A 22,176-nucleotide genomic window follows, 5' to 3' on the forward strand; every position below is an offset into this window, starting at 1 on the left:
CCTCAAGGACGTCCGCATCCTGCACACCGGCGGCGCGTTCGGTGGCAATGGCAACGGGGCTGTGGGCGGCGGCGTCGGCTTCGGCGAGGGGCTCGCCGGCGAGCTGCTCAAGGTGCACGCGCTGCGACCGATGATCGACGAGATCCTGCGCCAGAGCGGCTTTGCGCCCGGCGATGATCCCGTGAAGGCGCTGGTCGGCGCCGTGACCGGCAAGGCCAATGGTGCGGCCGGTACGCCGGCGGCGGTGCCTGCGCCGGAGAAAACAAACTCCGCCGATCTATGAATGCCGGTTCATTGCTGCTGACAAATCGGAACGATAAGAACTCCCCGTGCGCGTCTCGCGTCGCGCACGGCTCCGGAGCGCGGTTCGATTGCGTGTTGAACCCTTCGACTGCGCTCCGGACGAGCTTCTCGAGGCAACGCCATTTGTTGCCGCGGCGCCTGCGCCGATCGACGTCAGACGCTGAGGCCTGTTTCGATCGGGGATTTCATATGAAGTATTTTCTCTCCGGGCTGATCGCCGTTGGCCTGTCTGTCGCTGCCACGGCAGCCCTTGCCGCCGATGCCCGCAACGTCACTGTCGTCAACGAGACCGGCTACGCCATCAAATTCCTCGGCTTCAATGCCCCTGACGATGGCCTGGACGAGTGGGACAACGAACTTGACAAGGTTTTGCAGAACCAGGCGAGCACCTATGTCGAGTTCGACGATGACGATGAGGGGTGCGTCTGGAACATCCGCGTCGACTGGCAGAACTATGACGAGTCGGTCCTGTGGAAGAACGTCAACCTCTGCAAGTTTACGGCGCTGCGGCTGCGCTATGACCCCGGCACCAAGACCACCTCGTTCGTCGCCGAGTAATTCGGCCTGACCCAAGGCCTAACAGCCCCGGGGAGGGGCTCGATCGGCCCTACCTCGATGCTTTGCGGATGATGACGAATTCGTCCTTTGCAAGCGCAATCGGCTTTGTTATACGCAGCCCGCGCGAACGAACGGTTCGCCGTTTTCCTCGGTAGCTCAGCGGTAGAGCATCCGACTGTTAATCGGATGGTCGCTGGTTCGAATCCAGCCCGGGGAGCCAAATTCCGCTTTACTCTCAATAATTTGCAGGCGCGTATTGATGTGGCGCGCGATCTTGCTCGATTGGTCTCTCAACCCCGTCACACGGCCATGCCCCGCAGAATCGTGTTCAAGCGGATGTGTACGTCGAGACGCACACCGTAACGCAGACGGCACCAAATCGACTTAATTCACATTGAGCTTGGTTGGGCCGGACTCTTACGGAGCTGATTCCCATGCCCGACATCCAGATCGGCCGTGCCGACCAGGCCCCCTCGATTCTCCCGGCTGATATCCCTGAATTGAGCGACGATCAGTGCCTTGCCTGTCTCGCTCGCGCGGTCGAGGCCCCCAATTCGGCGCGGCTGGACGAAGTGGCGGCCCTGATTGGCCGTCTGGCGGTCGCGATCGAATAAGCCTTCGCACCTCTATGCGCCGACATTGCGCAGCCGTTGGCTGACCGGCCAACGGACGTGTTGCGTTTTCGCGGAGCCTGTTCCAAAGATGCCGCCAATTCATCTTTCGCGGCATCGTCCGCCTTGCAGGGTCCGCAAATGTCCGGTTTCTCGACCGCGCGCCAAAAAATGGTCGATGGCCAGGTGCGCACCAATGACGTCACCGATCGCCGCATTCTCGATGCCATGCTCACGGTTCCCCGCGAGGCCTTCGTGCCGGCGGGCCGGCAGGCTCTGGCCTATCTCGACCTCGACCTCGATGTCAGCGAGAGCGGCGCCAAGCGCTTCCTGATCAAGCCGCAGCTCACCGGCAAGCTGCTCCAGGCCGCCGAGATCGGCGAGGGCGACAGCGTACTGGTGGTCGGCTGCGCGACCGGCTATCTCGCGGCGCTGACCGCGAAGCTCGCGCGTCAGGTTACGGCCACGGAAAGCGATTCGGCTCTGGTGGCCAAAGCCAAGGACGCCTTCGCCGGGCTCGGGCTCACCAATGTGGTCTGCAAGGCTGCCGCCTGCGCCGAGGGCGACCCGGCCGGCGCGCCCTATGACGTGATCGTCCTCAACGGCGCCACCGAGGTGACGCCGGACGGCCTGTTCGGCCAGCTCAAGGAAGGCGGACGCCTGGTGGGGGTCTCGGCCGAATCCAGGCCCTCTCGGGCCATGATCGTGACCCGCTCGCACGGCGAGTTCGGCTACCGGCCGCTGTTCGACGCGGCTGCCCCGGTGCTGCCCGGCCTGGAACGGGCCCCTGCCTTCGTCTTCTGACGACCGAAACCCCGTTAAAATCCCGTTCTGAATCAGAAGTGTGGCCGGGATGCTGCACGTGAAGAGTTTCCACTGAGAACCACCGGGAGGTAGTTCCGTCGCGCTTGACCGCGTCTTATGTTGCGGCGGGGCAACGACTCCACTTGGATACGGTAACCAGGCTCGCGGGCACGAGCCTGGCGTGAGAATGAACGGAATTTCAGGGATGCATGGGGTGAAGCTTTTCACCGGAGCAGCGGTTTCGGTCCTGCTGATGGCGCTTGCCGGGCCGGTGCCTGCATTGGCGGATACGATCGAGGCTGCGCTCGTGCGCGCCTATCAGAACAATCCGCAGCTCAACGCACAGCGTGCGCAGGTGCGCTCGACCGACGAAGGCGTGCCTCAGGCCCTGTCCGGCTATCGCCCCAAGGTCAATTTGAGCCTCAGCAGCGGTTATCAATACCAGGACGTCCAGCCGACGCAGAAAGGCCTCGCGATCCATAGCGACCCGCCGCTTCAGCCCAACGCCGCCAGCGTGAGCGTCAGCCAGACGCTCTACAATGGCAACCAGACCGCCAACAGGACGCGCGCGGCGGAGAGCCAGGTCTCCGGTACGCGCGAAGCACTGCGCAGCATGGACCAATCCGTGCTTCTGAGTGCAGCTACGATCTATATGGACTATCTGCGCGACTCCGCGACATTGGAAGTCCAGCGCAGCAACGTGCGCGTACTCGAACAGACGCTGAAGCAGACGCGTGATCGCTTCAACGTGGGCGAAGTCACACGCACCGACGTCGCGCAGTCCGAAGCGCAGCTGGCTGCCGGCAAGACTCAAGCGCTGACCGCGGAATCGACGCTCACGACGACGCGCGCGAATTTCCGCCGGATCATCGGCAACGAGCCGACGAATCTGGCGCCGGGCTCGCCGGTCGACCGGTTCCTGCCGCCATCGCTCGCCTCGGCCGTCGAGCTCAGCCTGATCCAACATCCCGACGTCACGGCTGCGATGTACGGCATCGACGTCAACTATCTCCAGGTCAAGATCAACGAAGGCGCATTGCTGCCGACGGTCACGGTCGCGGCGACTGCCAGCACGGCCTACCAGCAGCAGCTGACGGTCTTCCGAACGAGTACCGCGTCAGCCATCGCGACGGCCTCCGTGCCGATCTTTCAGGGCGGCGCAGAATATTCGCTGATCCGCCAATCGAAGGAAAACCTGGCGCAGCAACGCCTGAACCTCGAAAAGACTCGCGACACTGTTCGCGCCAACGTGGTGCAGTTCTGGGGGGCTTTGCAGGCCGGCAAGGCGCAGGTGCAGTCCGCGCAGGCGCAGGTCACCGCGTCGGAGATCGCGCTGAACGGTGTGCGCGAGGAAGCCAAGGCCGGTCAGCGCACCACCCTCGACGTCCTCAACGCCCAGCAGGCGCTGGTCAATGCGCGCGTCGCGCTGGTCACCGCACAGCACGATCGGGTCGTCGCATCCTACAACGTGCTCGCCGCCGTTGGCCGCCTTGCACCGCAGGTGCTCGGCCTCAACACCACCGTCTACGATCCGAGCGTGCACTACCAGCAGGTCCGCGACAGCTGGGTCGGCGTGCGCACGCCTGACGGACGCTGATTGCCGTAGTTCTCCGGTCGGCCTCGCAAACTGCCGGGACCGACCGGTGCCTTGCTTGCAATCGTCAAAATCCCTGACATAGCCTTGCCAAGATGCTGCGGGTCGATTCGGCCCGCATCCGATGTTGCGTGCGTGGTGCTTGAGTGACGGGGCAGGGGCGCGCCGCCTCATGTTGAGTCGTGATCTGGGGACAAGTCTGGCTGTCGCGACGAAAATGCCGGACGACGCATCCGGAACCGGCCAATGCCGTCGTGCTTGGTGTAAAACAACGCATGCGAGGGCGTTGATGATGTGGAGTCGGAGATGACGCAGCCTGCAAAGGTCACAGAACCCTCCATGGAGGAGATTCTGGCCTCGATCCGGCGCATCATTGCCGATGACGAGGCGAAGCCGCCGCCCGCAGAGGCTGCAAAGCCTGCACCTGCGCCTGCAGCAAAGCCGATGGCTGACATTCCTCCATCCAAGATCGCTCCTGCAAAGCCTGCTGCCGAAAAGCCCGCGCCGCCGCCGGCTGCCAAGCCCGCGCCACCTCCGCCGCCCGCGCCCGCCGCCGATGCCGGCCCCAACAGCCAGGACGATATCGACGCACTGCTGGCAGGGCTCGACGAGGCCACGCCTGCGCCCGAAGTGCGGGCTCCTGAACCCGAGCCCGAACCGGAGCCCGAGCCCGACGTGCTCGAGCTGACCGACGAGATGGCGATGGATCCCGCGCCGACACCGGCGCCGTCGCCGCCAAGCTTCCGCAAGGTCGATCCGCGCGACGATCTCGAATTCGCCGAGGCGCCGCCGCCGCGTCCGACTCCTCCGCCGTCCTACGCGCCGGTCGATTTCGACGCGCCGCCGTTGCCGCCGCAGCAGCCGATTCTGGCCCAGTCGACCGTCTCGGCGGTCGAATCCGCCTTCAACTCCCTGGCCCACACGGTGCTCAGCAGCAATGCGCGGACGCTGGAGGATCTGGTCAAGGAGATGCTGCGTCCGATGCTGAAATCCTGGCTCGACGACAATCTGCCGGGCCTGGTCGAACGCATCGTCAAGGCTGAAATCGAGCGGGTCTCGCGCGGCGGCCGCTGAGGGCCCAAGCCAGGCTCATCCAAGCCAAGCCCTGATTAAGCCCCGCTTGAGCGCTATATTCGGGCTTCCGAACGGGCCGGAAAGCCCTTTTGCCGCTGAGCTTTCCGTTGACTTGAGCCCCGCGCGCGGCTTTCTAGCAGCCCCATGATCGAGAAAAATTACCAGCCCGCCGATATCGAAGCCCGCATGTCCGTGGTGTGGGAGGACAGCCTTGCCTTCAAGGCCGGCCGTCCCGACCGCCGCGACGCGGTGCCCTTTACCATCGTGATCCCGCCGCCGAACGTGACGGGCTCGCTGCACATGGGCCACGCCCTCAACAACACGCTCCAGGACATTCTGTGCCGCTTCGAGCGCATGCGCGGCCGCGACGTGCTGTGGCAGCCCGGCACCGACCATGCCGGCATCGCCACCCAGATGGTGGTCGAGCGCCAGCTGATGGAGCGCCAGCAGCCCGGTCGCCGCGAGATGGGTCGCGAGAAGTTTCTGGAGCGGGTCTGGCAGTGGAAGGCCGAGAGCGGCGACACCATCATCAACCAGCTCAAGCGCCTCGGCGCCTCCTGCGACTGGTCGCGTGAGCGCTTCACCATGGACGAGGGCCTGTCCAAGGCCGTCATCAAGGTGTTCGTGGAGCTGCACCGCGAAGGCCTGATCTACAAGGACAAGCGGCTGGTGAACTGGGACACCAAACTGCTCACGGCGATCTCCGATCTCGAAGTGCAGCAGACCGAGGTGAAGGGTCACCTCTGGTATCTGCGCTATCCGATCGAGGGCAAGACCTTCGACCCGGAGGATCGCTCGACCTTCATCGTGGTTGCCACGACGCGGCCTGAGACCATGCTCGGCGACACCGGCGTGGCCGTGCATCCCGAGGACGAGCGCTATCAGAAGCTGATCGGCAGGAACGTGGTCCTGCCGCTGGTCGGTCGCAAGATCAAGATCGTCGCCGACGAATATTCCGCTCCGGAAAAGGGCTCGGGCGCCGTGAAGGTGACGCCGGCGCACGACTTCAACGATTTCGAGGTCGGCAATCGCCACGGCCTGCGCCGCATCAGCGTGCTGGACAAGGAAGGCTGCCTCGACCTCGTCGACAACGAGGACTATCTGAAGGGCCTGCCGGAAGGCGCCACGCAATTCGCCGAGGAGTTCAACAAGGTCGACCGCTTCGTGGCGCGCAAGCGCATTGTCGAGCGGCTGGAATCGTTCGGCTTTGTCGAACGCATCGAGCCTCACACCCACATGGTCCCGCACGGCGATCGGTCGGGCAGCGTGATCGAGCCTTATCTCACCGACCAGTGGTATGTCGACGCCAAGACGCTGGCAAAACCCGCAATCGCGGCGGTGCGGTCGGGCGAGACGACCTTCGTGCCGAAGAACTGGGAAAAGACCTATTACGAGTGGATGGAGAACATCCAGCCCTGGTGCATCTCGCGCCAGCTCTGGTGGGGCCATCAGATCCCGGCCTGGTACGGCCCCGACGGCAAGGTGTTCGTCGCGGAGACCGAGGAGGAGGCGGTCAGCCACGCGCTCGGCTATTACGTCGAGCAGGAGGTGATCACGGCCGAGCAGGGCCGCGAGATGGCGCTCGACCGCAACAAGCGCGAGGGCTTCATCACGCGCGATGAGGACGTGCTCGATACCTGGTTCTCCTCGGCGCTGTGGCCGTTCTCGACGCTCGGCTGGCCCGAGGACGCACCCGAGGTGCAGCGCTACTACCCGACCAACGCGCTGGTGACCGGCTTCGACATCATCTTCTTCTGGGTCGCCCGGATGATGATGATGGGCCTTCACTTCATGAAGGAGATCCCGTTCTCGACGATCTACATCCACGCGCTCGTCCGCGACGAGAAGGGCGCCAAGATGTCGAAGTCGAAGGGCAATGTCATCGATCCGCTCAACCTGATCGACGAATATGGTGCGGACGCGCTGCGCTTCACGCTGGCTGCGATGGCGGCGCAGGGGCGCGACATCAAGCTCGCCACCAGCCGCGTGGAGGGCTATCGCAATTTCGCGACCAAGCTCTGGAACGCTTCGCGCTTCGCCGAGATGAACCATTGCGCCGTGCCTGAAGGGTTCGAGCCGGCCAAGGCCAAGGAAACGCTGAATCGCTGGATCGCGCATGAGACCGCGCACACCACACGCGAGGTGACCGAGGCCATTGAAGCCTATCGCTTCAACGACGCCGCAGGCAGCATCTACCGCTTCGTCTGGAACGTCTATTGCGACTGGTATGTCGAGCTCGCAAAACCCGTGCTGCTCGGTCCCGATAGCCCGGCCAGGAATGAGACCCGCGCCATGGTCGCCTGGGCGCGCGACGAGATTCTGAAGCTGCTGCACCCTTTCATGCCCTTCATCACCGAAGAACTTTGGGAGGTGACGGCCAAGCGCGAGGGCCTGCTGGCGCTTGCGGAGTGGCCGCTGGAGCCAGCCGCTCCCTCGCCGGAGCAATTGGCGATTCTGGCAGCGGCGGCCGGGTCGACCGATCCGCTGGTCTCGCCGGCATTCGTGATGCCGATCTTCGACCATGCCGACTTCACCGATCCCAAGGCGGAAGCGGAGATCGGCTGGGTCATCGACCTGATCACGCAGATCCGCTCGGTCCGCGCCGAGATGAACATCGCACCGGCGACGCTCACTGCTCTGGTGCTCGCGGGCGCCTCGGCCGAGACCAGGGAACGCGCGCCGCGCTGGACCGATGTCATCAAGCGTATGGCACGGCTGTCTGACATTTCCTTCGCCGATCGCGCGCCGGACGGCGCGGTTCAGCTCCTCGTGCGCGGCGAGGTGGCGGCGCTGCCGCTGAAGGGCGTGGTCGATTTCGCCGCCGAACGGACCCGTCTCGACAAGGAAATCGGCAAGGCGGACGCCGACATCAAGCGTGCCGAGTCCAAGCTCGCCAACGAAAAATTCGTTGCCAACGCGGCCGAGGAGGTCGTCGAGGAAGAGCGCGAAAAGCGCGAGGCGGCGCTGGCCCGCAAGGCCAAGCTGCTCGAGGCGCTGGAGCGGCTGAAGCAGGCCTCGTGACTTCGTTGTCATTCCGGAGCGATGCGCAGCATCGAACTCTGGTGCGCAATTGCGCACCGTAGTTCGGCTCTGCGAGCCGCCCCGGAATGACAGTTACTTCGGGAACGGCTTGCTGAGGAATTTCGAGCCCCTGACGCCATAGCGCCAGGGCAGCTCGACAGCCTTGGTGATGCCGATCCGGATGCCGGTTGCGACCTCGACATCCTCCGTCCGTGCATGCAGCGCGATCGGCGGCCGGTCCAGGGGCAGGGCGTTGTGCGCGATGGTGATGCCGAGGGCCTCGGTCAGTTTGCCTGGGCCCGAGCACAGCGCGTGCACCTCCTGGAGATGGCGGCGGCGACGCATCGCAGCCAAACCATGCGTCGGCTCCAGCGCGCGGATCAGCACGGCGGAAGCCGAGCCTTCCGCCTCGCAGACGAAGTTGACGCACCAGTGGATGCCGTAGGAGCGATAGACATAGGCAAAGCCGGGCGGACCGAACATGATCTGGTTCCGCGGGGTCGGGCCATTGTAGGAATGTGCCGCCGGCTCGGTATGATGATAGGCCTCGACCTCGACGATGATCCCGCCGACGCCGTCGACCAGCATGGTCGCCCCGATCAGGTCGGACGCGACCTCGCGGACGTCGCGGTCGAAAAAGCTGCGCTTCAGGGCCTTGCCGAGCCGGGGTGTGGAGGACTTCGAGACTGGAGCCATTCGAGGTGAGAATCGCATGAGAACAGAGCAGGATATTGCCCATATCTGCCATGTTCCCTGAAGCGGCGCGAGCCGGGTTGCGGCAGGCAGCCAGACCGACTAGGTAGGACCTGAACAGACCGGACAGATCATGGTCGTTATTGTCGATACCATCACGAACCCGCTGCGCCCGCGCCACCCCGAAAAGGTGAATCGTCCCGATTCCGCTTCGCCGCCGAAGCCGGACTGGATCCGCGTGCGCGCGCCCAACACCCGGGGCTATGCCGACACCCGCAATATCGTGCGCGCCAACGGTCTGCACACGGTGTGCGAGGAGGCGGGCTGCCCGAACATCGGCGAGTGCTGGGACAAGAAGCACGCGACCTTCATGATCATGGGTGACACCTGCACCCGGGCCTGCGCCTTCTGCAACGTCAAGACCGGCCTGCCCAATGCGCTGGATGCGGCCGAGCCGCAGAACGTCGCCGAGGCCGTCGCCAAGCTGGGTCTCGCCCACGTGGTCATCACCTCCGTCGACCGCGACGATCTCGCCGACGGCGGCGCCGAGCACTTTGCCCAGACTATCCGCGCAATCCGTGCTGCCTGTCCCTCGACGACGATCGAGATCCTGACGCCGGACTTCCTGCGCAAGGAGGGGGCGCTCGAAGTCGTCGTTGCCGCGCGGCCCGACGTCTTCAACCACAATCTCGAGACCGTGCCGTCGCGCTATCTCACGGTGCGGCCGGGTGCGCGCTATTTCCACTCGATCCGGCTGCTGCAGCGGGTCAAGGAGCTCGATCCCGCCATCTTCACCAAGTCCGGCATCATGGTCGGCCTCGGCGAGGAGCGCCACGAGGTGCAGCAGGTGATGGACGATCTGCGCTCGGCCGACGTCGATTTCCTGACCATCGGGCAATATCTCCAGCCGACCCGCAAGCATCACGCCGTGATGCGCTACGTGCCGCCCGACGAGTTCAGCTCTTACGAAAAGGTCGCCTATACCAAGGGCTTCCTGATGGTGTCGGCGAGCCCGCTGACCCGCTCGTCGCATCACGCCGGCGAGGACTTTGCGAGACTGAAGGCCGCGCGGGCTGCGACCGCGCGCTGAACCGATATGCCCCGATTTTCGAGCAAGCGCCGTGTCAATCACAGCGCATCCGAGATGTTTGATCTGGTCGCCGACGTCGAGCGTTACCCGGAATTCGTGCCCCTGTGCAGCGCACTGAAGATCCGCCAGCGCATGGCCAAGCCTGACGGCACCGAGGTGCTGGTCGCCGACATGACGGTGTCGTTCAAGCTGGTCAAGGAATCCTTCACCAGCCGCGTGACGCTCGACCGCGCCAATCTGAAAATCCTGGTCGAATATCTGCAAGGGCCGTTCAGTAATCTGGAAAACCGCTGGACCTTCGAGCCGAAGGGCCAGCAGGACGGCAATGAATTCTGCGACGTCGGCTTCTTCCTCGCCTATGAATTCAAGAGCCGCATGCTGGCGATGCTGATGGGCTCGATGTTCGACGCCGCGTTTGCGCGGTTTTCAACCGCATTCGAAAAAAGGGCGGATGCGATCTACGGCCGGCCGAAGCTGGCGTCGTCGTAGAACGCCCGCTCTCTCCGTCCTCATTGCAATGATGGGCTCCCTCTCCAAATAGCGTCAGCGTAACCCACCTCTTTGACATCCGCGGAGACAGAAGTGGTGGGTTACGCCTCACGGTCCGCGCTTCGCGCAGCCGCGAGGCTAACCTACCTTACGAAACGTCGAGAACGTTCAGCCCCGCGGTGATCGTGGCGGCCTGCGCTTTGCCGCATGCCGGCGCGGCGTGCGCGTCACGCGGGGACGCAGGCGGCTCGCGGCGGCGCGTTGCGGCTTGGCCGTGGCTTGCGGGCCGCGGGCGAGCTCCATCAGCATGCGCAGGGCCTCGACCACTGAACGCTGGCGCACCGCGGTGCGGCCGATCGCGCCGAAGCGCTGCTCGCGATGGATGATGCGGCCGTCGCGCGCGGCAGCGGCGAAATGCACGAGGCCGACCGGCTTGCCCGGCGTGGCGCCGCCGGGACCCGCGATTCCGGTGATCGCAACGGCAAGATCGACGTCCGCGCGTTCAAGCGCACCGACTGCCATTGCGGTCGCGGTCTCCTTGCTGACCGCGCCGAAATTGGCAAGCGTGCTGGCCTCGACGCCCAGCATCGCGCGCTTGGCGTCGTTGGAATAGGTGATGAAGCCGCGGTCAATGACGTCGGAGGAGCCGGGGATGTCGGTGAGCGCGCCGGCGACGAGGCCGCCGGTACAGGACTCGGCGGTCGCGATCGTCAGCTTGCGCATCCGGCACAAATCGAGCAGCGAGCGGGAGAGGGCGCGTGCGTCGCTGCCTCCCATGATCTTACGCGCTCCAAGTCTTTTCGTTAAACGGAAGACGGATGGTGGCGCTCGCGGTGGCCGCGATGCCTTCCTCGCGGCCGGTGAAGCCGAGCCGCTCGCTGGTGGTTGCCTTCACCGCGACGCGGGAGATGTCGACGCCGGAGATCTCGGCGATGCGGGCGCGCATGGTATCGCGCAGCGGGCCGATCTTCGGTCGCTCGCAGATCATGGTGACCTCGAGATTGGCGATACGGCCGCCGCGCGCGGTGACGCGCTCGATGGCGTATTTCAGGAACTGGTCGGAGGAGGCGCCCTTCCACTTCGCATCGCTCGGCGGGAAGTGCGAACCAATGTCGCCATCGGCGAGCGCGCCGAGGATCGCATCGACGAGGGCATGCAGGCCGACGTCACCGTCGGAATGAGCGAGAAAACCCTTCGTGTGTGGCACGCGCACGCCGCAGAGCATGAGATGGTCGCCTTCGCCGAAGGCGTGCACGTCGTAGCCCGTGCCGGTCCTGATATCACCGAGCAGGCTGGCCAGGCGCGCTTCCTCGCGCACAAAATCTTCGGGAGTGGTGAGCTTCATATTGGCAACATCGCCTTCAAAGGTCGCAACCGTCAATCCCGCCCATTCGGCGATCGCGGCATCATCGGTGAAATCAGATCGTCCGTCCTTGGCCGCGCGACGATGCGCCTCGAGGATGACATCGAAACGAAAGGATTGCGGCGTCTGCGCGATTCGCAAACGCGCGCGGTCCGGCGTGTCCTCGACATCGCCGTCAGCGCTCGTGACCTTGATGGTATCGGTGACGGGGACGACGGGGATGGCCGCGCCGGTGCGGCTGGCCGCCTCGATCGCGCGCGAGATCACGCCCGCCGAGACGAACGGACGCGCGGCGTCATGAATCAGGACGATGTCGGGCTTGTGCTGCGCCAGCGCTTCGAGACCCGCCAGCACCGAAGCCTGGCGCGTCGCGCCGCCATTGGCCGGTGCCTCGTGCTTGAGGCCTGCGACCGCCGCCGTGAACATGGCGCTGTCATCGGGATTCACCACCGGCTGCACGGCTGATATTTCGGGATGGGTGCTGAACGCCTCCATGGCGCGGTGGATCACGGGCACGCCGCCGATCTCTCGATATTGCTTGGGGCCACCGGCGCCGGCGCGCAGGCCACGTCCGGCCGCGACGAGAACGACTGCGGTGCGCTGTGATTTCGCCATAGGACCCAAATATTCAACTGCTAAAGGGAGGAGTCGGGAGTGAGGTGATTCCGGCATGCCTCTAGCACGGCAGGCCCGCAAAAAAAGGGGGTTTCCCGGGATTGTGGGATTCAGCATTTTGCTGCACTGCACTTGAAAGATCTGCAGAACTGTCTAAACTGTAGGCATGACGCTTGACTGCACAAGAATTGTGCGCAAGATAGATCATGGCAGCCGCGATGAGGCGCTGCCCAGGCAACGAGACCCCCGTGACCGGCTCGGCAGTATCAGGCTCTAAGCCGTTGAAAATAGGCGATATTGAAATCGCCAATCCGGTCTTCCTGGCACCGATGTCGGGAGTGACGGACTCACCCGTCCGCCGTCTGGCCGCCGAGCTGGGGGCCGGCCTGGTCGTCTCCGAAATGACGGCCAGTGACGAGCTTGCCAATGGTCACCGGATGTCGCGGTTGCGCTGCGAAGCGACCGGGGTTGGGCCCCATGTGGTCCAGCTCGCCGGCTGCGAGGCGCATTGGATGGCGGAGGGCGCCCGGATTGCCGAGGCCGAGGGCGCCGACATCATCGATATCAACATGGGCTGTCCGGCCCGCCACGTCACCGGCGGCCAATCAGGCTCGGCCCTGATGCGCGATCTCGATCACGCCGTCGGCCTGATCGAAGCGACGATATCAGCGGTGAAAGTGCCGGTGACCCTGAAGATGCGGCTCGGCTGGGACGATCGCACCCGCAACGCGCCGGAGCTGGCGCGGCGCGCGGAGGCCGCGGGCGTCAGGCTCGTCACCGTTCACGGCCGCACCCGTTGCCAGTTCTACAAGGGCGAGGCCGATTGGGATGCGATCCGCGCGGTGCGCGAGGCCATCTCGATTCCGCTCGTCGTCAATGGCGACATCACCTCTTACGACAAGGCCCTCGCGGCGCTCGAGGTCTCCGGCGCCGATGCCGTGATGATCGGTCGCGGCGCCAACGGCCAGCCCTGGCTGCCCGGCGAAATCGGCCGACGATTGAAGGGTGGGGCGGCTGAAGCCACGCCCTCGCTCGCGACGCAGCTGCATTATGTCCGCACGCTTTATGAGGGCGTCTGCGCACTCTATGGCCTGCGCGTCGGGCTCAAGCATGCGCGCAAACATCTCGGCTGGGCGCTCGATGTCGCGGCCGAAGCCAGCGGCGCGCCGGCCCCGACGCTGAAGGCCTGGCGCCAGAAGATTTTGACGTCCGAGGATCCGGGCGTGGTCCACCGATCGCTACAGGATGCCTTCGACGATTTTGCATGGAGCGCTGCTGCATGAGCTCAGCCGCGGACCATCGCAAACCGGCCGACAGCGAGGCGATCCTCGATGCCTTGCCCAATCCCGTGCTGTTGATCGGGCCGGACGGCAAGATCGTCGCCGCCAATATTGCGACCGAAGCCTTCTTCGATATCTCGACCCAGTTCCTGAAGCGGCAGTCACTGAAAGAGCTGGTGCCGTTCGGCAGCCCCTTGCTGGCGCTGATCGACCAGGTGCGGTCGTCGAACTCGCCGGTCAACGAATACAAGGTCGATCTGGGCACGCCGCGCATGGGCGGCGATCGCCAGGTCGATCTGCATGTCGCCCCGCTCACCGAGCGGCCCGGCCATATCGTCGTGATGCTCCAGGAGCGCTCCATCGCCGACAAGATGGACCGCCAGCTCACCCATCGCAGCGCTGCGCGCTCGGTGATAGCGCTAGCAGCCATGCTCGCGCATGAAATCAAGAATCCGCTCTCCGGCATCCGAGGCGCGGCACAGCTCCTGGAGCAGCAGGCATCCTCCGAAGACCGCATGTTGACCCGCCTGATCTGCGACGAGGCCGACCGCATCGTCACCCTGGTCGACCGCATGGAAGTGTTCGGCGACGAGCGCCCCGTGGTGCGCGGTCCCGTCAACATCCATTCCGTGCTCGATCACGTGAAGCGGCTGGCGCAGTCGGGCTTTGCCCGCAACATCCGCCTCATCGAGGACTATGATCCTTCGCTCCCCCCGGTGCTGGCCAACCAGGACCAGCTGATCCAGGTGTTCCTCAATCTGGTGAAGAATGCCGCGGAAGCCTTGATCGACGTCCCCGACGCCGAGATCCAGCTTACCACCGCGTTCCGCCCCGGCGTGCGCCTGTCAGTCCCCGGCCAAAAATCCCGGGTCTCCCTGCCGCTCGAATTCTGCGTGCGGGACAATGGACCGGGCGTGCCGGACGATCTTCTGCCCAATTTGTTCGACCCGTTCGTGACCACCAAGCAGACTGGCTCTGGCCTCGGTCTTGCTCTGGTCGCCAAGATCGTCGGCGATCACGGGGGCATCATCGAATGCGAGTCTCAGCCGCGCAAGACCACCTTCCGCGTGCTGATGCCGATGTACTCGACATCGGTCAAACACACAGATCACAGCAGTCGCGACGGCTCTGCCGGGAAGTCGTCGTCTGCATCACAGGGGGCAAAATGAGGATTAACAATGCCCGCAGGTAGCATTCTCGTCGCTGATGACGACACCGCCATCCGCACGGTTCTCAACCAGGCACTTTCCCGGGCCGGGTATGAAGTCAGGCTGACCGGCAACGCCGCCACGCTGTGGCGCTGGGTCAGCCAGGGGGAGGGCGATCTCGTCATCACCGACGTGGTGATGCCGGACGAAAACGCCTTCGACCTGTTGCCGCGGATCAAGAAGATGCGGCCGAATTTGCCCGTCATCGTCATGAGCGCGCAAAACACGTTCATGACGGCGATCCGCGCCTCGGAGCGCGGCGCGTATGAATATCTGCCAAAGCCCTTCGACCTGAAGGAGCTGATTGCCATCGTCGGCCGCGCGCTCGCCGAGCCGAAGGAACGCATCGCAACAGCTGACGATGACGCAGAGATGGAGGCGATCCCGCTGGTCGGCCGCTCGCCGGCAATGCAGGAAATCTACCGCGTGCTCGCGCGTCTGATGCAGACCGACCTCACCGTGATGATCACGGGCGAGTCCGGCACCGGCAAGGAGCTGGTGGCGCGCGCGCTGCACGATTACGGCAAGCGCCGCAACGGCCCGTTCGTCGCGGTCAACATGGCGGCGATCCCGCGCGACCTCATCGAATCCGAGCTGTTCGGCCATGAGCGCGGCGCCTTCACCGGTGCCAACACGCGGGCGTCCGGCCGCTTCGAGCAGGCCGAGGGCGGCACGCTGTTCCTCGACGAGATCGGCGACATGCCGATGGAGGCGCAGACCCGCCTGCTGCGCGTGCTGCAGCAGGGCGAATACACCACGGTGGGCGGCCGCACCCCGATCAAGACCGATGTGCGCATCGTTGCGGCCTCCAACAAGGATCTGCGCGTCTTGATCCAGCAGGGTCTGTTCCGCGAGGACCTGTTCTTCCGCCTCAACGTCGTGCCGCTGCGGCTGCCGCCCCTGCGCGAGCGCATCGAAGATCTTCCGGATCTCGTGCGTCACTTTTTCGCGCTGGCCGAGAAGGACGGCTTGCCGCCGAAGAAGCTCGATGCGCTGGCGCTGGAACGGATGAAGCAGCACCGCTGGCCTGGAAACGTGCGCGAGCTGGAGAACCTCGCCCGTCGCCTTGCCGCGCTCTATCCGCAGGACGTGATCACGGCGTCCGTCATCGACGGCGAGCTGGCGCCGCCTTCGGTCAGTCCGGGGGCCGCGGTCCAGCAAGGTGTCGACAATCTTGGCGGCGCGGTGGAAGCCTATCTCTCATCGCACTTCCAGGGCTTCCCGAACGGCGTGCCGCCGCCCGGCCTCTATCACCGCATCCTCAAGGAGATCGAGGTGCCGCTGCTCACGGCCGCGCTCGCCGCGACCCGCGGCAACCAGATCCGCGCCGCCGATCTGCTCGGCCTCAACCGCAACACGCTGCGGAAGAAGATCCGGGATCTCGATATCCAGGTGTACAGGAGCGGGGGCTAGCCCCACGCGACAAACGCTGATCGTATTTGCGCAGGCGGTGGCTCAGCTCCCCCTACCACAGGGGAGCTGAGCCTGTCCGGATCGCGCTGGCGGTTCGTGGCAGGCGCGGAGGACAGAAGTCCTGATAGGGCTGATATGTTCCGCTAGAACATTCGAATTGTCGTCATGCCGTCGCAGGACGCAGCCTCGCACCTATCTGAGCAGGCGCGCTGCGACTGGCTGGATATTGGCCATCTCCACGGTCGGGTCCTGCCTGCTTGGCCCGTTGACCAGGAGGTCAGAGGCCACGATCAGCAGCAACACCGCGGAAACCATCGTTGCGAGAAAGAATCTGTCCATTCCGGTTAAGCCGGAAGGGCTGCAATCCGTTCCCGCCCTCGACCTCGGTCTTCTTGCCTCTTCCTCACAGGGTTCCGCGTAGCGGCGGCGCGCGCGGGGCCGTCTACCGTTGACCTATGTCAACGTGAGCCGGTGGCGGCTCGCCTTGAATGACCTCGCACCACGACGAGGTCGAACATGGCAATGGAAAATTTGAAGCTGCCTGATGGTCCCATGTCAGGGCTGGTCGCCTCGGCCGTGGAATATCTGGTCGATGCCGGCCAGCGCAGCGTGCTGTTCCTGGACATCATGCGCCAGCGCGGCGACCAGTATCGCGAGCACGTCGCGCAAACGGCACCGCATGTGCTGCAATATGCTGCCGAATTAATCACCGACGGCCGCACGCTGGACGAGCCCGTCAATTACGCACTGGTGCGCATCATCCCGCCCAAGGATGTCACGATCGACATGACCCGGCGACCATTCGTCGTGGTCGATCCGCGCGCAGGCCATGGCCCCGGCATCGGCGGCTTCAAGGCGGACAGCGAGATCGGCGTCGCGATGAAGGCCGGGCATCCCTGTTATTTCATCGGGTTCCTGCCCGAACCCATGCCGGGCCAGACGATCGAGCGCATCGCGCGGGCGGAAGCGAAGTTTCTTGAAACTGTCATCAGCCGTCACCCCGAGGCCGACGGCAAGCCCTGCGTCATCGGCAATTGTCAGGCCGGCTGGGCGGTCATGATCCTGGCATCGCTGCGGCCGGAACTGTTCGGTCCGCTGATCATTGCCGGCGCGCCGCTCGCTTATTGGGCAGGCGTCCACGGCAAATATCCAATGCGCTATTCGGGTGGCCTGTTGGGCGGAAGCTGGCTCACCGCGCTCGCCAGCGATCTTGGCGCCGGCAAGTTCGACGGCGCCTGGCTGGTGCAGAATTTCGAGAACCAGAACCCCTCGAACACGCTCTGGACCAAGCAATACAACGTCTATTCCAAGGTCGATACCGAGGCCGAGCGCTATCTCGATTTCGAGCGCTGGTGGGGAGGCCACGTCAACCTCAATGCGGAAGAGATCCAGTTCATCGTCGATGAGCTCTTCATCGGCAACAATCTCGCGGCCGGCCGCATCGAGATGTCCGATGGCCAGAAGGTCGATCTGCGCAACATCCGTTCGCCGATCGTGGTGTTCTGCTCCAAGGGCGACAACGTCACCCCGCCGCAGCAGGCGCTGGACTGGATCCTCGATTGTTATGCCGATGTCGACGAGATCAGGGCCTATGGCCAGACCATCGTCTACACCGTTCACGACAGCATCGGCCATCTCGGCATTTTCGTCTCCGGCGGCGTCGCCAAGAAGGAGCACGCCGAGTTCTCCAGCAATATCGACCTGATCGACGTGCTGCCGCCCGGGCTTTACGAGGCGACGTTCGAGGCGAGGGGCGACGAGACGCTCAATGCCGATCTTGCGGCCGGGCAATGGGTGATGCGCTGCGAGGCACGAACGCTCGACGACATCAGGGCGATGGGCGGCAATTCCCCCGAGGACGAGCGGCGGTTCGCGGCCGCCAAGCGCGTCTCCGAGCTCAATCTCGCGGCCTATCAGAAATTCGTGCAGCCCTGGGTCAAGAAGATGGTGACGCCGCAGGTGGCGGATTGGGCGCGCAACATGCATCCGCTGCGGATGCAGTACGAGGCGTTCAGCAGCCAGAATCCCTGGATGTCCACGGTGAAAGCGGTCGCCGATCGTGTCGAGGAGAAGCGCCGGCCGGTGTCGAAGGACAATCCGTTCCTGGCCTTCCAGGAGCAGATCTCGAAGCAGATCGTGCACGCGCTCGATAGCTGGCGCGACACCCAGGAGGCGCTCAGCGAGACCATCTTCCTCACTGTCTACGGCTCACCCGCGCTCCAGGCCGCGGTCGGCATCGATCCCAATTCCGTACCATCACGCCGCCGCGAGATGTCGGACGAGCATCGCGCCATGCTCGCGAAGCGCATTGCGGAATTGAAGGCGAAGATCGGCGAGGGCGGTCTCCGAGAAGCCTCCATCCGCGCGCTGCTCTATGTCGGCTCCGCGCGCGGCATGGTGGACGAGCGCAGCATCGAGGCGCTGCGTCAGGTCAGGCGCGACCATGCCGGCCCCCGGATGACGCTGTCCGAATTCAAGATGCTGGTGCGCGAGCAGTTCTTCATGCTGCTGCTGGACCGGGAGGGCGCGTTGGCGGCCATCCCAAGCCTGTTGCCCGCCGATATGAACCAGCGGCGCGCGGCCTTCGCGGCGATGCGCGAGGTGTTGTCGGCGAGCGAGGAGATCACGGGCGAGCGCGCCAATCGCTTGAGCCGTGTTGCCGGGCTGTTTGGCCTCGACGGGGAGGGCGAGACAATGTCGAACGTCGCCCCTTTCGACTCGCAAGCACGGGCGTCGTAGCGCGGATTGGCGGAAACGGGAGCGACATGATGTCGGCCGATACGATGCACAAGACCGGCAGCAAGTACGAGCGGCTGATCGCGGCGGCGCAGGCGGTGCCGGCGACACCGACAATCGTCGTGCACCCCTGCGACGAGACCTCGCTCCGCGGTGCCGTCGACAGCGCCAGCGCTGGCATCATCCGGCCGATCCTGGTCGGGCCCGAGAAGAAGATCAGGGACACGGCCGCAAAATTCGACCTCGACGTGTCCGGATTCGAGATCGCCGACGCCGCGCACAGCGAGGATGCGGCGACCAAGGGTGTCGAGCTGATCCATGCCGCCAGGGGCGAGCTGCTGATGAAGGGCAGCCTGCATACGGACGAGCTGATGCGCGCCGTCACGGCGAAGACGGGCGGCCTGCGCACCGACAGGCGCATCAGCCATGTTTTCGTCATGGACGTGCCTGCCTACGCCGAGACGATTTTCGTGACCGATGCCGCGATCAACATCTTCCCCGATCTCGACGCCAAGCGCGACATCATCCAGAACGCGATCGATCTCTACACCCAGGCCGGCTTCGGCAAGACGCCGCGGGTTGCAATCCTGTCGGCAGTCGAAACGGTCACCTCGAAGATCCCGTCCACGATCGAGGCCGCGGCGCTCTGCAAGATGGCCGATCGCGGCCAGATCACCGGCGGCATGCTCGACGGCCCGCTGGCATTCGACAACGCCATCGACCCGGAGGCGGCGCGGATCAAGGGCATCGTCTCCGAGGTCGCGGGACGAGCCCAGATCCTGATGGTTCCGGACCTCGAAGCCGGCAACATGCTGGCCAAGAACCTCGCTTATTTCGCCAAGGCCGATGGCGCCGGCATCGTGCTGGGCGCACGGGTGCCGGTCGTACTGACCTCGCGCGCGGACTCGCCGCGCGCGCGCATGGCGTCCTGCGCGGTCGCAGCGCTTTACGCATCAGCCCGGCGCCAGCACGCGCCGACAGTCGCCGCGTGACCGCCATGGACACGATCCTCGTCGTCAATGCCGGCTCCTCAAGTGTCAAGTTTCAGGTCTACTCGATCGAAGGCGAGGCCACGCTGCGCCGGCAGATCAAGGGGCAGATGGACGGCATCGGCAGCCGGCCGCGCCTGCGCGCCGGCGACGCCGGCGGGCAGTCCCTGGCCGATCGCGCCTATCCGATCGAGGCCGTGCCCGATGTTCCCTCGGCAATGGCCGTTGCCGGAGACTGGCTGCGCAACGAGCTCCAGGTCACGCCCATCGCGGTCGGTCACCGCGTCGTGCATGGCGGCCCGGACTATTCAAGGCCTGTTCTGATCGACCATGGCGTCGTGTCCCGTCTCGAACGATTTGTTTCCCTGGCGCCGCTGCACCAGCCGCACAATCTCGCACCGATCCGCTCGTTGTTGACGAATTTCCCGCAGCTGCCGCAGGTGGCGTGCTTCGACACCGCCTTTCACCGCAACCATGATGCCGTCGCCGATCACTATGCCATTCCGCATCAGCTTCACGCCGAAGGCGTCAGGCGCTACGGATTCCACGGTCTGTCCTACGAGTACATTGCCCGAACGCTGCCGAACCTCGCGCCCGCGATCGCGAAGCAGCGCGTGATCGTCGCCCATCTCGGCAGCGGCGCCTCGATGTGCGCGCTCAAGGACGGCCGCAGCGTCGAGAGCACCATGGGCTTCACGGCACTGGACGGCCTGCCGATGGGAACGCGACCCGGACAGATCGATCCCGGCGTGCTGCTTTATCTGATCTCCGAGAAGGGCATGCCGGCCGCGAAAGTGCAGGATTTCCTCTACCGCGAGTGTGGCCTGAAGGGCCTTTCCGGCATCAGCAACGACATGCGCGAGCTGGAGGCCAGCAACGATCCGCAAGCAAGGCTCGCGATCGACTATTTCGTCTACCGCATCGCCCTCAACACAGGAATGCTGGCTGCGGCGCTGCAAGGGCTCGATGCCTTTGTGTTCACCGCCGGTATCGGCGAGAACTCCGCATCGATCCGCGCGCGCGTTGCGGCCAGGCTCGAATGGCTGGGCGCAGTGCTCGATGCAGGCGAGAATGCCCGCCATGCGCGCCTCATCTCCCATGCCGACAGCCGCATTCCCGTCTATGTCGTTCCGACCGACGAGGAGCTGATGATCGCCCAGCACACGCTGTCGCTGCTGATGACCGGCCAATCGCACAACACAAGATCTGAGAGGGTGTCATGATCCCCGTATTTCCGGACAGCAAGGTGGCCCTCAAGGGCAAGAAGGGGCTGATCGTCGGCATCGCCAACGACCAGTCGATCGCCTGGGGATGCGCGCGAGCGTTCCGCGCGCTCGGTGCGGATCTCGCCGTGACTTATTTGAACGACCGCGCCAAGAAACATGTCGAGCCGCTGGCCCAGGCGCTGGAGGCGCCGATCTTCATGCCGATGGACGTGATGGCCGAGGGCCAGACCGAGGCGGTGTTCGAGCGCATCGCGACCGAGTGGGGTCAGCTCGATTTCCTGCTCCATTCCATTGCCTTCTCGCCCAAGGAGGCGCTGCATGGCCGCGTCGTCGACGTCGGTCGCGACGGCTTCCTCAAGACCATGGACGTCTCGTGCTGGTCGTTCATGCGGATGGCCCATCTCGCCGAACCCTTGATGAAGAACGGCGGCACGCTGTTCACCATGACCTATTACGGCAGCCAGATGGTGGTGGAGAATTACAACGTGATGGGCGTCGCGAAAGCCGCGCTCGAAGCCTCCGTCCGCTACATCGCGGCCGAGCTCGGTCCGAAGGGCATCCGCGTTCACGCCATCTCGCCGGGACCGCTGGCGACCCGTGCTGCCTCCGGCATCCCTGAATTCGACGAGCTGATGGACAAGGCGCAGTCAAAGGCGCCGTCGCGCAGCCTCGTCAGCATCGACGATGTCGGCAATGCCACCGCTTTCCTAGCGCTCGACGGCGCCAAGCTGATCACCGGCGGTGTGCTCTATATCGATGGCGGCTATCACATCATCGACTGAACGCGCTCAACGATAATGCAAGGCGATGAGCTCGGCGACGCAGGCGGGCCTCTTGCCGCCCTCGATCTCAATGACGAGGTGATAGTTGACGCGCAGGCCGTCCGGCGGCACGTCCTCGGCTTCCGCAACGGTGACGCGGCCGCGCAGCTTTGAGCCGGCCGGAACCGGTGCCAGATAGCGGATGCGATCGGCGCCGTAATTCAGCGTGTTGCGCAAGCCTTTCAGGCCGATCACGGAACGGATGAAGAGGGGCGCGAGCGCCAGCGAGAGCAGGCCGTGGGCGATGGTCTTGCCGCCGGGCATTTCCTTAGCCGCGCGCTCCTGATC

At 64.8% G+C, this 22,176-nt stretch carries 20 protein-coding genes and 1 tRNA gene; 17 read left to right on the plus strand and 4 right to left on the minus strand.

What is annotated here, in order from left to right:
• The 8 genes from HYH07_RS35665 to HYH07_RS35700 form a co-directional block, all read left to right on the plus strand.
• On the plus strand, nt 1-283 hold a 283-nt coding region (locus tag HYH07_RS35665; RefSeq protein ID WP_283842868.1), incomplete at its 5' end, for a flotillin domain-containing protein.
• 209 nt (nt 284-492) lie between these two features.
• Nucleotides 493-861: a hypothetical protein gene (locus HYH07_RS35670; RefSeq protein ID WP_220006833.1), complete on the plus strand. Its 369-nt coding sequence runs from the start codon at nt 493-495 to the stop codon at nt 859-861.
• A gap of 145 nt (nt 862-1,006) precedes the next feature.
• A tRNA-Asn gene (locus HYH07_RS35675) sits at nt 1,007-1,081 on the plus strand.
• A 214-nt stretch (nt 1,082-1,295) separates the two neighbouring features.
• The gene (locus HYH07_RS35680; protein WP_220006834.1) at nt 1,296-1,475 is read left to right on the plus strand and encodes a hypothetical protein; all 180 of its coding nucleotides are present in this window, start codon (nt 1,296-1,298) and stop codon (nt 1,473-1,475) included.
• Between the two features lie 138 nt (nt 1,476-1,613).
• The gene (locus tag HYH07_RS35685) at nt 1,614-2,276 is read left to right on the plus strand and encodes a protein-L-isoaspartate O-methyltransferase (RefSeq protein WP_220006835.1); all 663 of its coding nucleotides are present in this window, start codon (nt 1,614-1,616) and stop codon (nt 2,274-2,276) included.
• Between the two features lie 205 nt (nt 2,277-2,481).
• The gene (locus tag HYH07_RS35690; RefSeq protein ID WP_220006849.1) at nt 2,482-3,873 is read left to right on the plus strand and encodes a TolC family outer membrane protein; all 1,392 of its coding nucleotides are present in this window, start codon (nt 2,482-2,484) and stop codon (nt 3,871-3,873) included.
• 303 nt (nt 3,874-4,176) lie between these two features.
• Nucleotides 4,177-4,944 (plus strand): PopZ family protein, encoded by a 768-nt coding sequence (locus HYH07_RS35695; protein WP_220006836.1) that lies wholly within the window; start codon nt 4,177-4,179, stop codon nt 4,942-4,944.
• A 144-nt stretch (nt 4,945-5,088) separates the two neighbouring features.
• The gene (locus HYH07_RS35700) at nt 5,089-7,965 is read left to right on the plus strand and encodes a valine--tRNA ligase (RefSeq protein WP_220006837.1); all 2,877 of its coding nucleotides are present in this window, start codon (nt 5,089-5,091) and stop codon (nt 7,963-7,965) included.
• A 93-nt stretch (nt 7,966-8,058) separates the two neighbouring features.
• Here the strand turns inward: HYH07_RS35700 and HYH07_RS35705 are convergent, their stop codons facing one another.
• The gene (locus HYH07_RS35705) at nt 8,059-8,661 is read right to left on the minus strand and encodes a DNA-3-methyladenine glycosylase (RefSeq protein WP_220006838.1); all 603 of its coding nucleotides are present in this window, start codon (nt 8,659-8,661) and stop codon (nt 8,059-8,061) included.
• A 130-nt stretch (nt 8,662-8,791) separates the two neighbouring features.
• Here HYH07_RS35705 and lipA point away from each other — a divergent pair, with 130 nt between their 5' ends.
• Entirely contained in the window at nt 8,792-9,748 is a 957-nt protein-coding gene (lipA, locus tag HYH07_RS35710; RefSeq protein WP_220006839.1) for a lipoyl synthase, read from the plus strand.
• Nucleotides 9,749-9,754: 6 nt separating this feature from the next.
• Nucleotides 9,755-10,237, plus strand: a complete 483-nt coding sequence (locus tag HYH07_RS35715) for a type II toxin-antitoxin system RatA family toxin (protein ID WP_220006840.1) — start codon at nt 9,755-9,757, stop codon at nt 10,235-10,237.
• A 168-nt stretch (nt 10,238-10,405) separates the two neighbouring features.
• Here the strand turns inward: HYH07_RS35715 and HYH07_RS35720 are convergent, their stop codons facing one another.
• On the minus strand, nt 10,406-11,014 hold the full coding sequence (locus tag HYH07_RS35720) for a CinA family protein (RefSeq protein ID WP_220006841.1): 609 nt from the start codon (nt 11,012-11,014) through the stop codon (nt 10,406-10,408).
• Nucleotides 11,015-11,018: 4 nt separating this feature from the next.
• A complete protein-coding gene (locus tag HYH07_RS35725; RefSeq protein WP_220006842.1) occupies nt 11,019-12,215 on the minus strand; it encodes a bifunctional 2-C-methyl-D-erythritol 4-phosphate cytidylyltransferase/2-C-methyl-D-erythritol 2,4-cyclodiphosphate synthase in 1,197 nt (398 codons plus the stop codon).
• Nucleotides 12,216-12,496: 281 nt separating this feature from the next.
• Between HYH07_RS35725 and dusB the strand changes: the two genes are divergently transcribed.
• The 7 genes from dusB to fabI all read left to right on the plus strand — a co-directional run bounded on the left by dusB (nt 12,497) and on the right by fabI (nt 21,849).
• On the plus strand, nt 12,497-13,498 hold the full coding sequence (gene dusB, locus HYH07_RS35730) for a tRNA dihydrouridine synthase DusB (RefSeq protein WP_220006850.1): 1,002 nt from the start codon (nt 12,497-12,499) through the stop codon (nt 13,496-13,498).
• Complete coding sequence (locus tag HYH07_RS35735) at nt 13,495-14,664, plus strand: nitrogen regulation protein NR(II) (RefSeq protein WP_220006843.1); 1,170 nt, start codon at nt 13,495-13,497, stop codon at nt 14,662-14,664. Before dusB ends, HYH07_RS35735 begins: the two co-directional genes overlap by 4 nt.
• A gap of 9 nt (nt 14,665-14,673) precedes the next feature.
• Complete coding sequence (gene ntrC / locus HYH07_RS35740; protein WP_220006844.1) at nt 14,674-16,116, plus strand: nitrogen regulation protein NR(I); 1,443 nt, start codon at nt 14,674-14,676, stop codon at nt 16,114-16,116.
• 516 nt (nt 16,117-16,632) lie between these two features.
• Nucleotides 16,633-18,855, plus strand: a complete 2,223-nt coding sequence (locus tag HYH07_RS35745) for a DUF3141 domain-containing protein (protein WP_220006845.1) — start codon at nt 16,633-16,635, stop codon at nt 18,853-18,855.
• 29 nt (nt 18,856-18,884) lie between these two features.
• Nucleotides 18,885-19,844 carry a phosphate acetyltransferase gene (locus tag HYH07_RS35750; RefSeq protein WP_220006851.1) on the plus strand — a complete coding sequence of 320 codons (960 nt, stop codon included), beginning with the start codon at nt 18,885-18,887 and terminating at the stop codon, nt 19,842-19,844.
• Between the two features lie 5 nt (nt 19,845-19,849).
• Nucleotides 19,850-21,064 (plus strand): acetate/propionate family kinase, encoded by a 1,215-nt coding sequence (locus HYH07_RS35755; RefSeq protein WP_220006846.1) that lies wholly within the window; start codon nt 19,850-19,852, stop codon nt 21,062-21,064.
• Nucleotides 21,061-21,849, plus strand: coding sequence for an enoyl-ACP reductase FabI (gene fabI / locus HYH07_RS35760; RefSeq protein ID WP_220006847.1), 789 nt, complete (start codon nt 21,061-21,063; stop codon nt 21,847-21,849). The genes HYH07_RS35755 and fabI overlap by 4 nt, the downstream gene beginning before the upstream one ends.
• A 6-nt stretch (nt 21,850-21,855) precedes the next feature.
• Here the strand turns inward: fabI and HYH07_RS35765 are convergent.
• Nucleotides 21,856-22,176: MaoC family dehydratase (locus HYH07_RS35765; protein ID WP_220006848.1), on the minus strand; the 321-nt coding region annotated here is incomplete at its 5' end.

It is taken from the genome of Bradyrhizobium sp. BR 10261, from assembly GCF_019455395.1.
GTDB lineage: Bacteria > Pseudomonadota > Alphaproteobacteria > Rhizobiales > Xanthobacteraceae > Bradyrhizobium > Bradyrhizobium manausense.

Excerpts from the sequence above, each read along its gene's own strand:
- HYH07_RS35745 (WP_220006845.1), top strand. The coding sequence starts at position 16,633 with ATGGCAATGGAAAATTTGAAGCTGCCTGATGGTCCCATGTCAGGGCTG.
- HYH07_RS35715 (WP_220006840.1), top strand. The coding sequence starts at position 9,755 with ATGCCCCGATTTTCGAGCAAGCGCCGTGTCAATCACAGCGCATCCGAG.
- HYH07_RS35680 (WP_220006834.1), top strand. The coding sequence starts at position 1,296 with ATGCCCGACATCCAGATCGGCCGTGCCGACCAGGCCCCCTCGATTCTC.
- HYH07_RS35695 (WP_220006836.1), top strand. The coding sequence starts at position 4,177 with ATGACGCAGCCTGCAAAGGTCACAGAACCCTCCATGGAGGAGATTCTG.
- HYH07_RS35685 (WP_220006835.1), top strand. The coding sequence starts at position 1,614 with ATGTCCGGTTTCTCGACCGCGCGCCAAAAAATGGTCGATGGCCAGGTG.
- HYH07_RS35750 (WP_220006851.1), top strand. The coding sequence starts at position 18,885 with ATGTCGGCCGATACGATGCACAAGACCGGCAGCAAGTACGAGCGGCTG.
- HYH07_RS35735 (WP_220006843.1), top strand. The coding sequence starts at position 13,495 with ATGAGCTCAGCCGCGGACCATCGCAAACCGGCCGACAGCGAGGCGATC.
- fabI (WP_220006847.1), top strand. The coding sequence starts at position 21,061 with ATGATCCCCGTATTTCCGGACAGCAAGGTGGCCCTCAAGGGCAAGAAG.
- lipA (WP_220006839.1), top strand. The coding sequence starts at position 8,792 with ATGGTCGTTATTGTCGATACCATCACGAACCCGCTGCGCCCGCGCCAC.
- ntrC (WP_220006844.1), top strand. The coding sequence starts at position 14,674 with ATGCCCGCAGGTAGCATTCTCGTCGCTGATGACGACACCGCCATCCGC.
- HYH07_RS35700 (WP_220006837.1), top strand. The coding sequence starts at position 5,089 with ATGATCGAGAAAAATTACCAGCCCGCCGATATCGAAGCCCGCATGTCC.
- HYH07_RS35720 (WP_220006841.1), bottom strand. The coding sequence starts at position 11,014 with ATGGGAGGCAGCGACGCACGCGCCCTCTCCCGCTCGCTGCTCGATTTG.
- HYH07_RS35690 (WP_220006849.1), top strand. The coding sequence starts at position 2,482 with ATGCATGGGGTGAAGCTTTTCACCGGAGCAGCGGTTTCGGTCCTGCTG.
- HYH07_RS35670 (WP_220006833.1), top strand. The coding sequence starts at position 493 with ATGAAGTATTTTCTCTCCGGGCTGATCGCCGTTGGCCTGTCTGTCGCT.
- HYH07_RS35705 (WP_220006838.1), bottom strand. The coding sequence starts at position 8,661 with ATGGCTCCAGTCTCGAAGTCCTCCACACCCCGGCTCGGCAAGGCCCTG.
- HYH07_RS35725 (WP_220006842.1), bottom strand. The coding sequence starts at position 12,215 with ATGGCGAAATCACAGCGCACCGCAGTCGTTCTCGTCGCGGCCGGACGT.
- HYH07_RS35755 (WP_220006846.1), top strand. The coding sequence starts at position 19,850 with ATGGACACGATCCTCGTCGTCAATGCCGGCTCCTCAAGTGTCAAGTTT.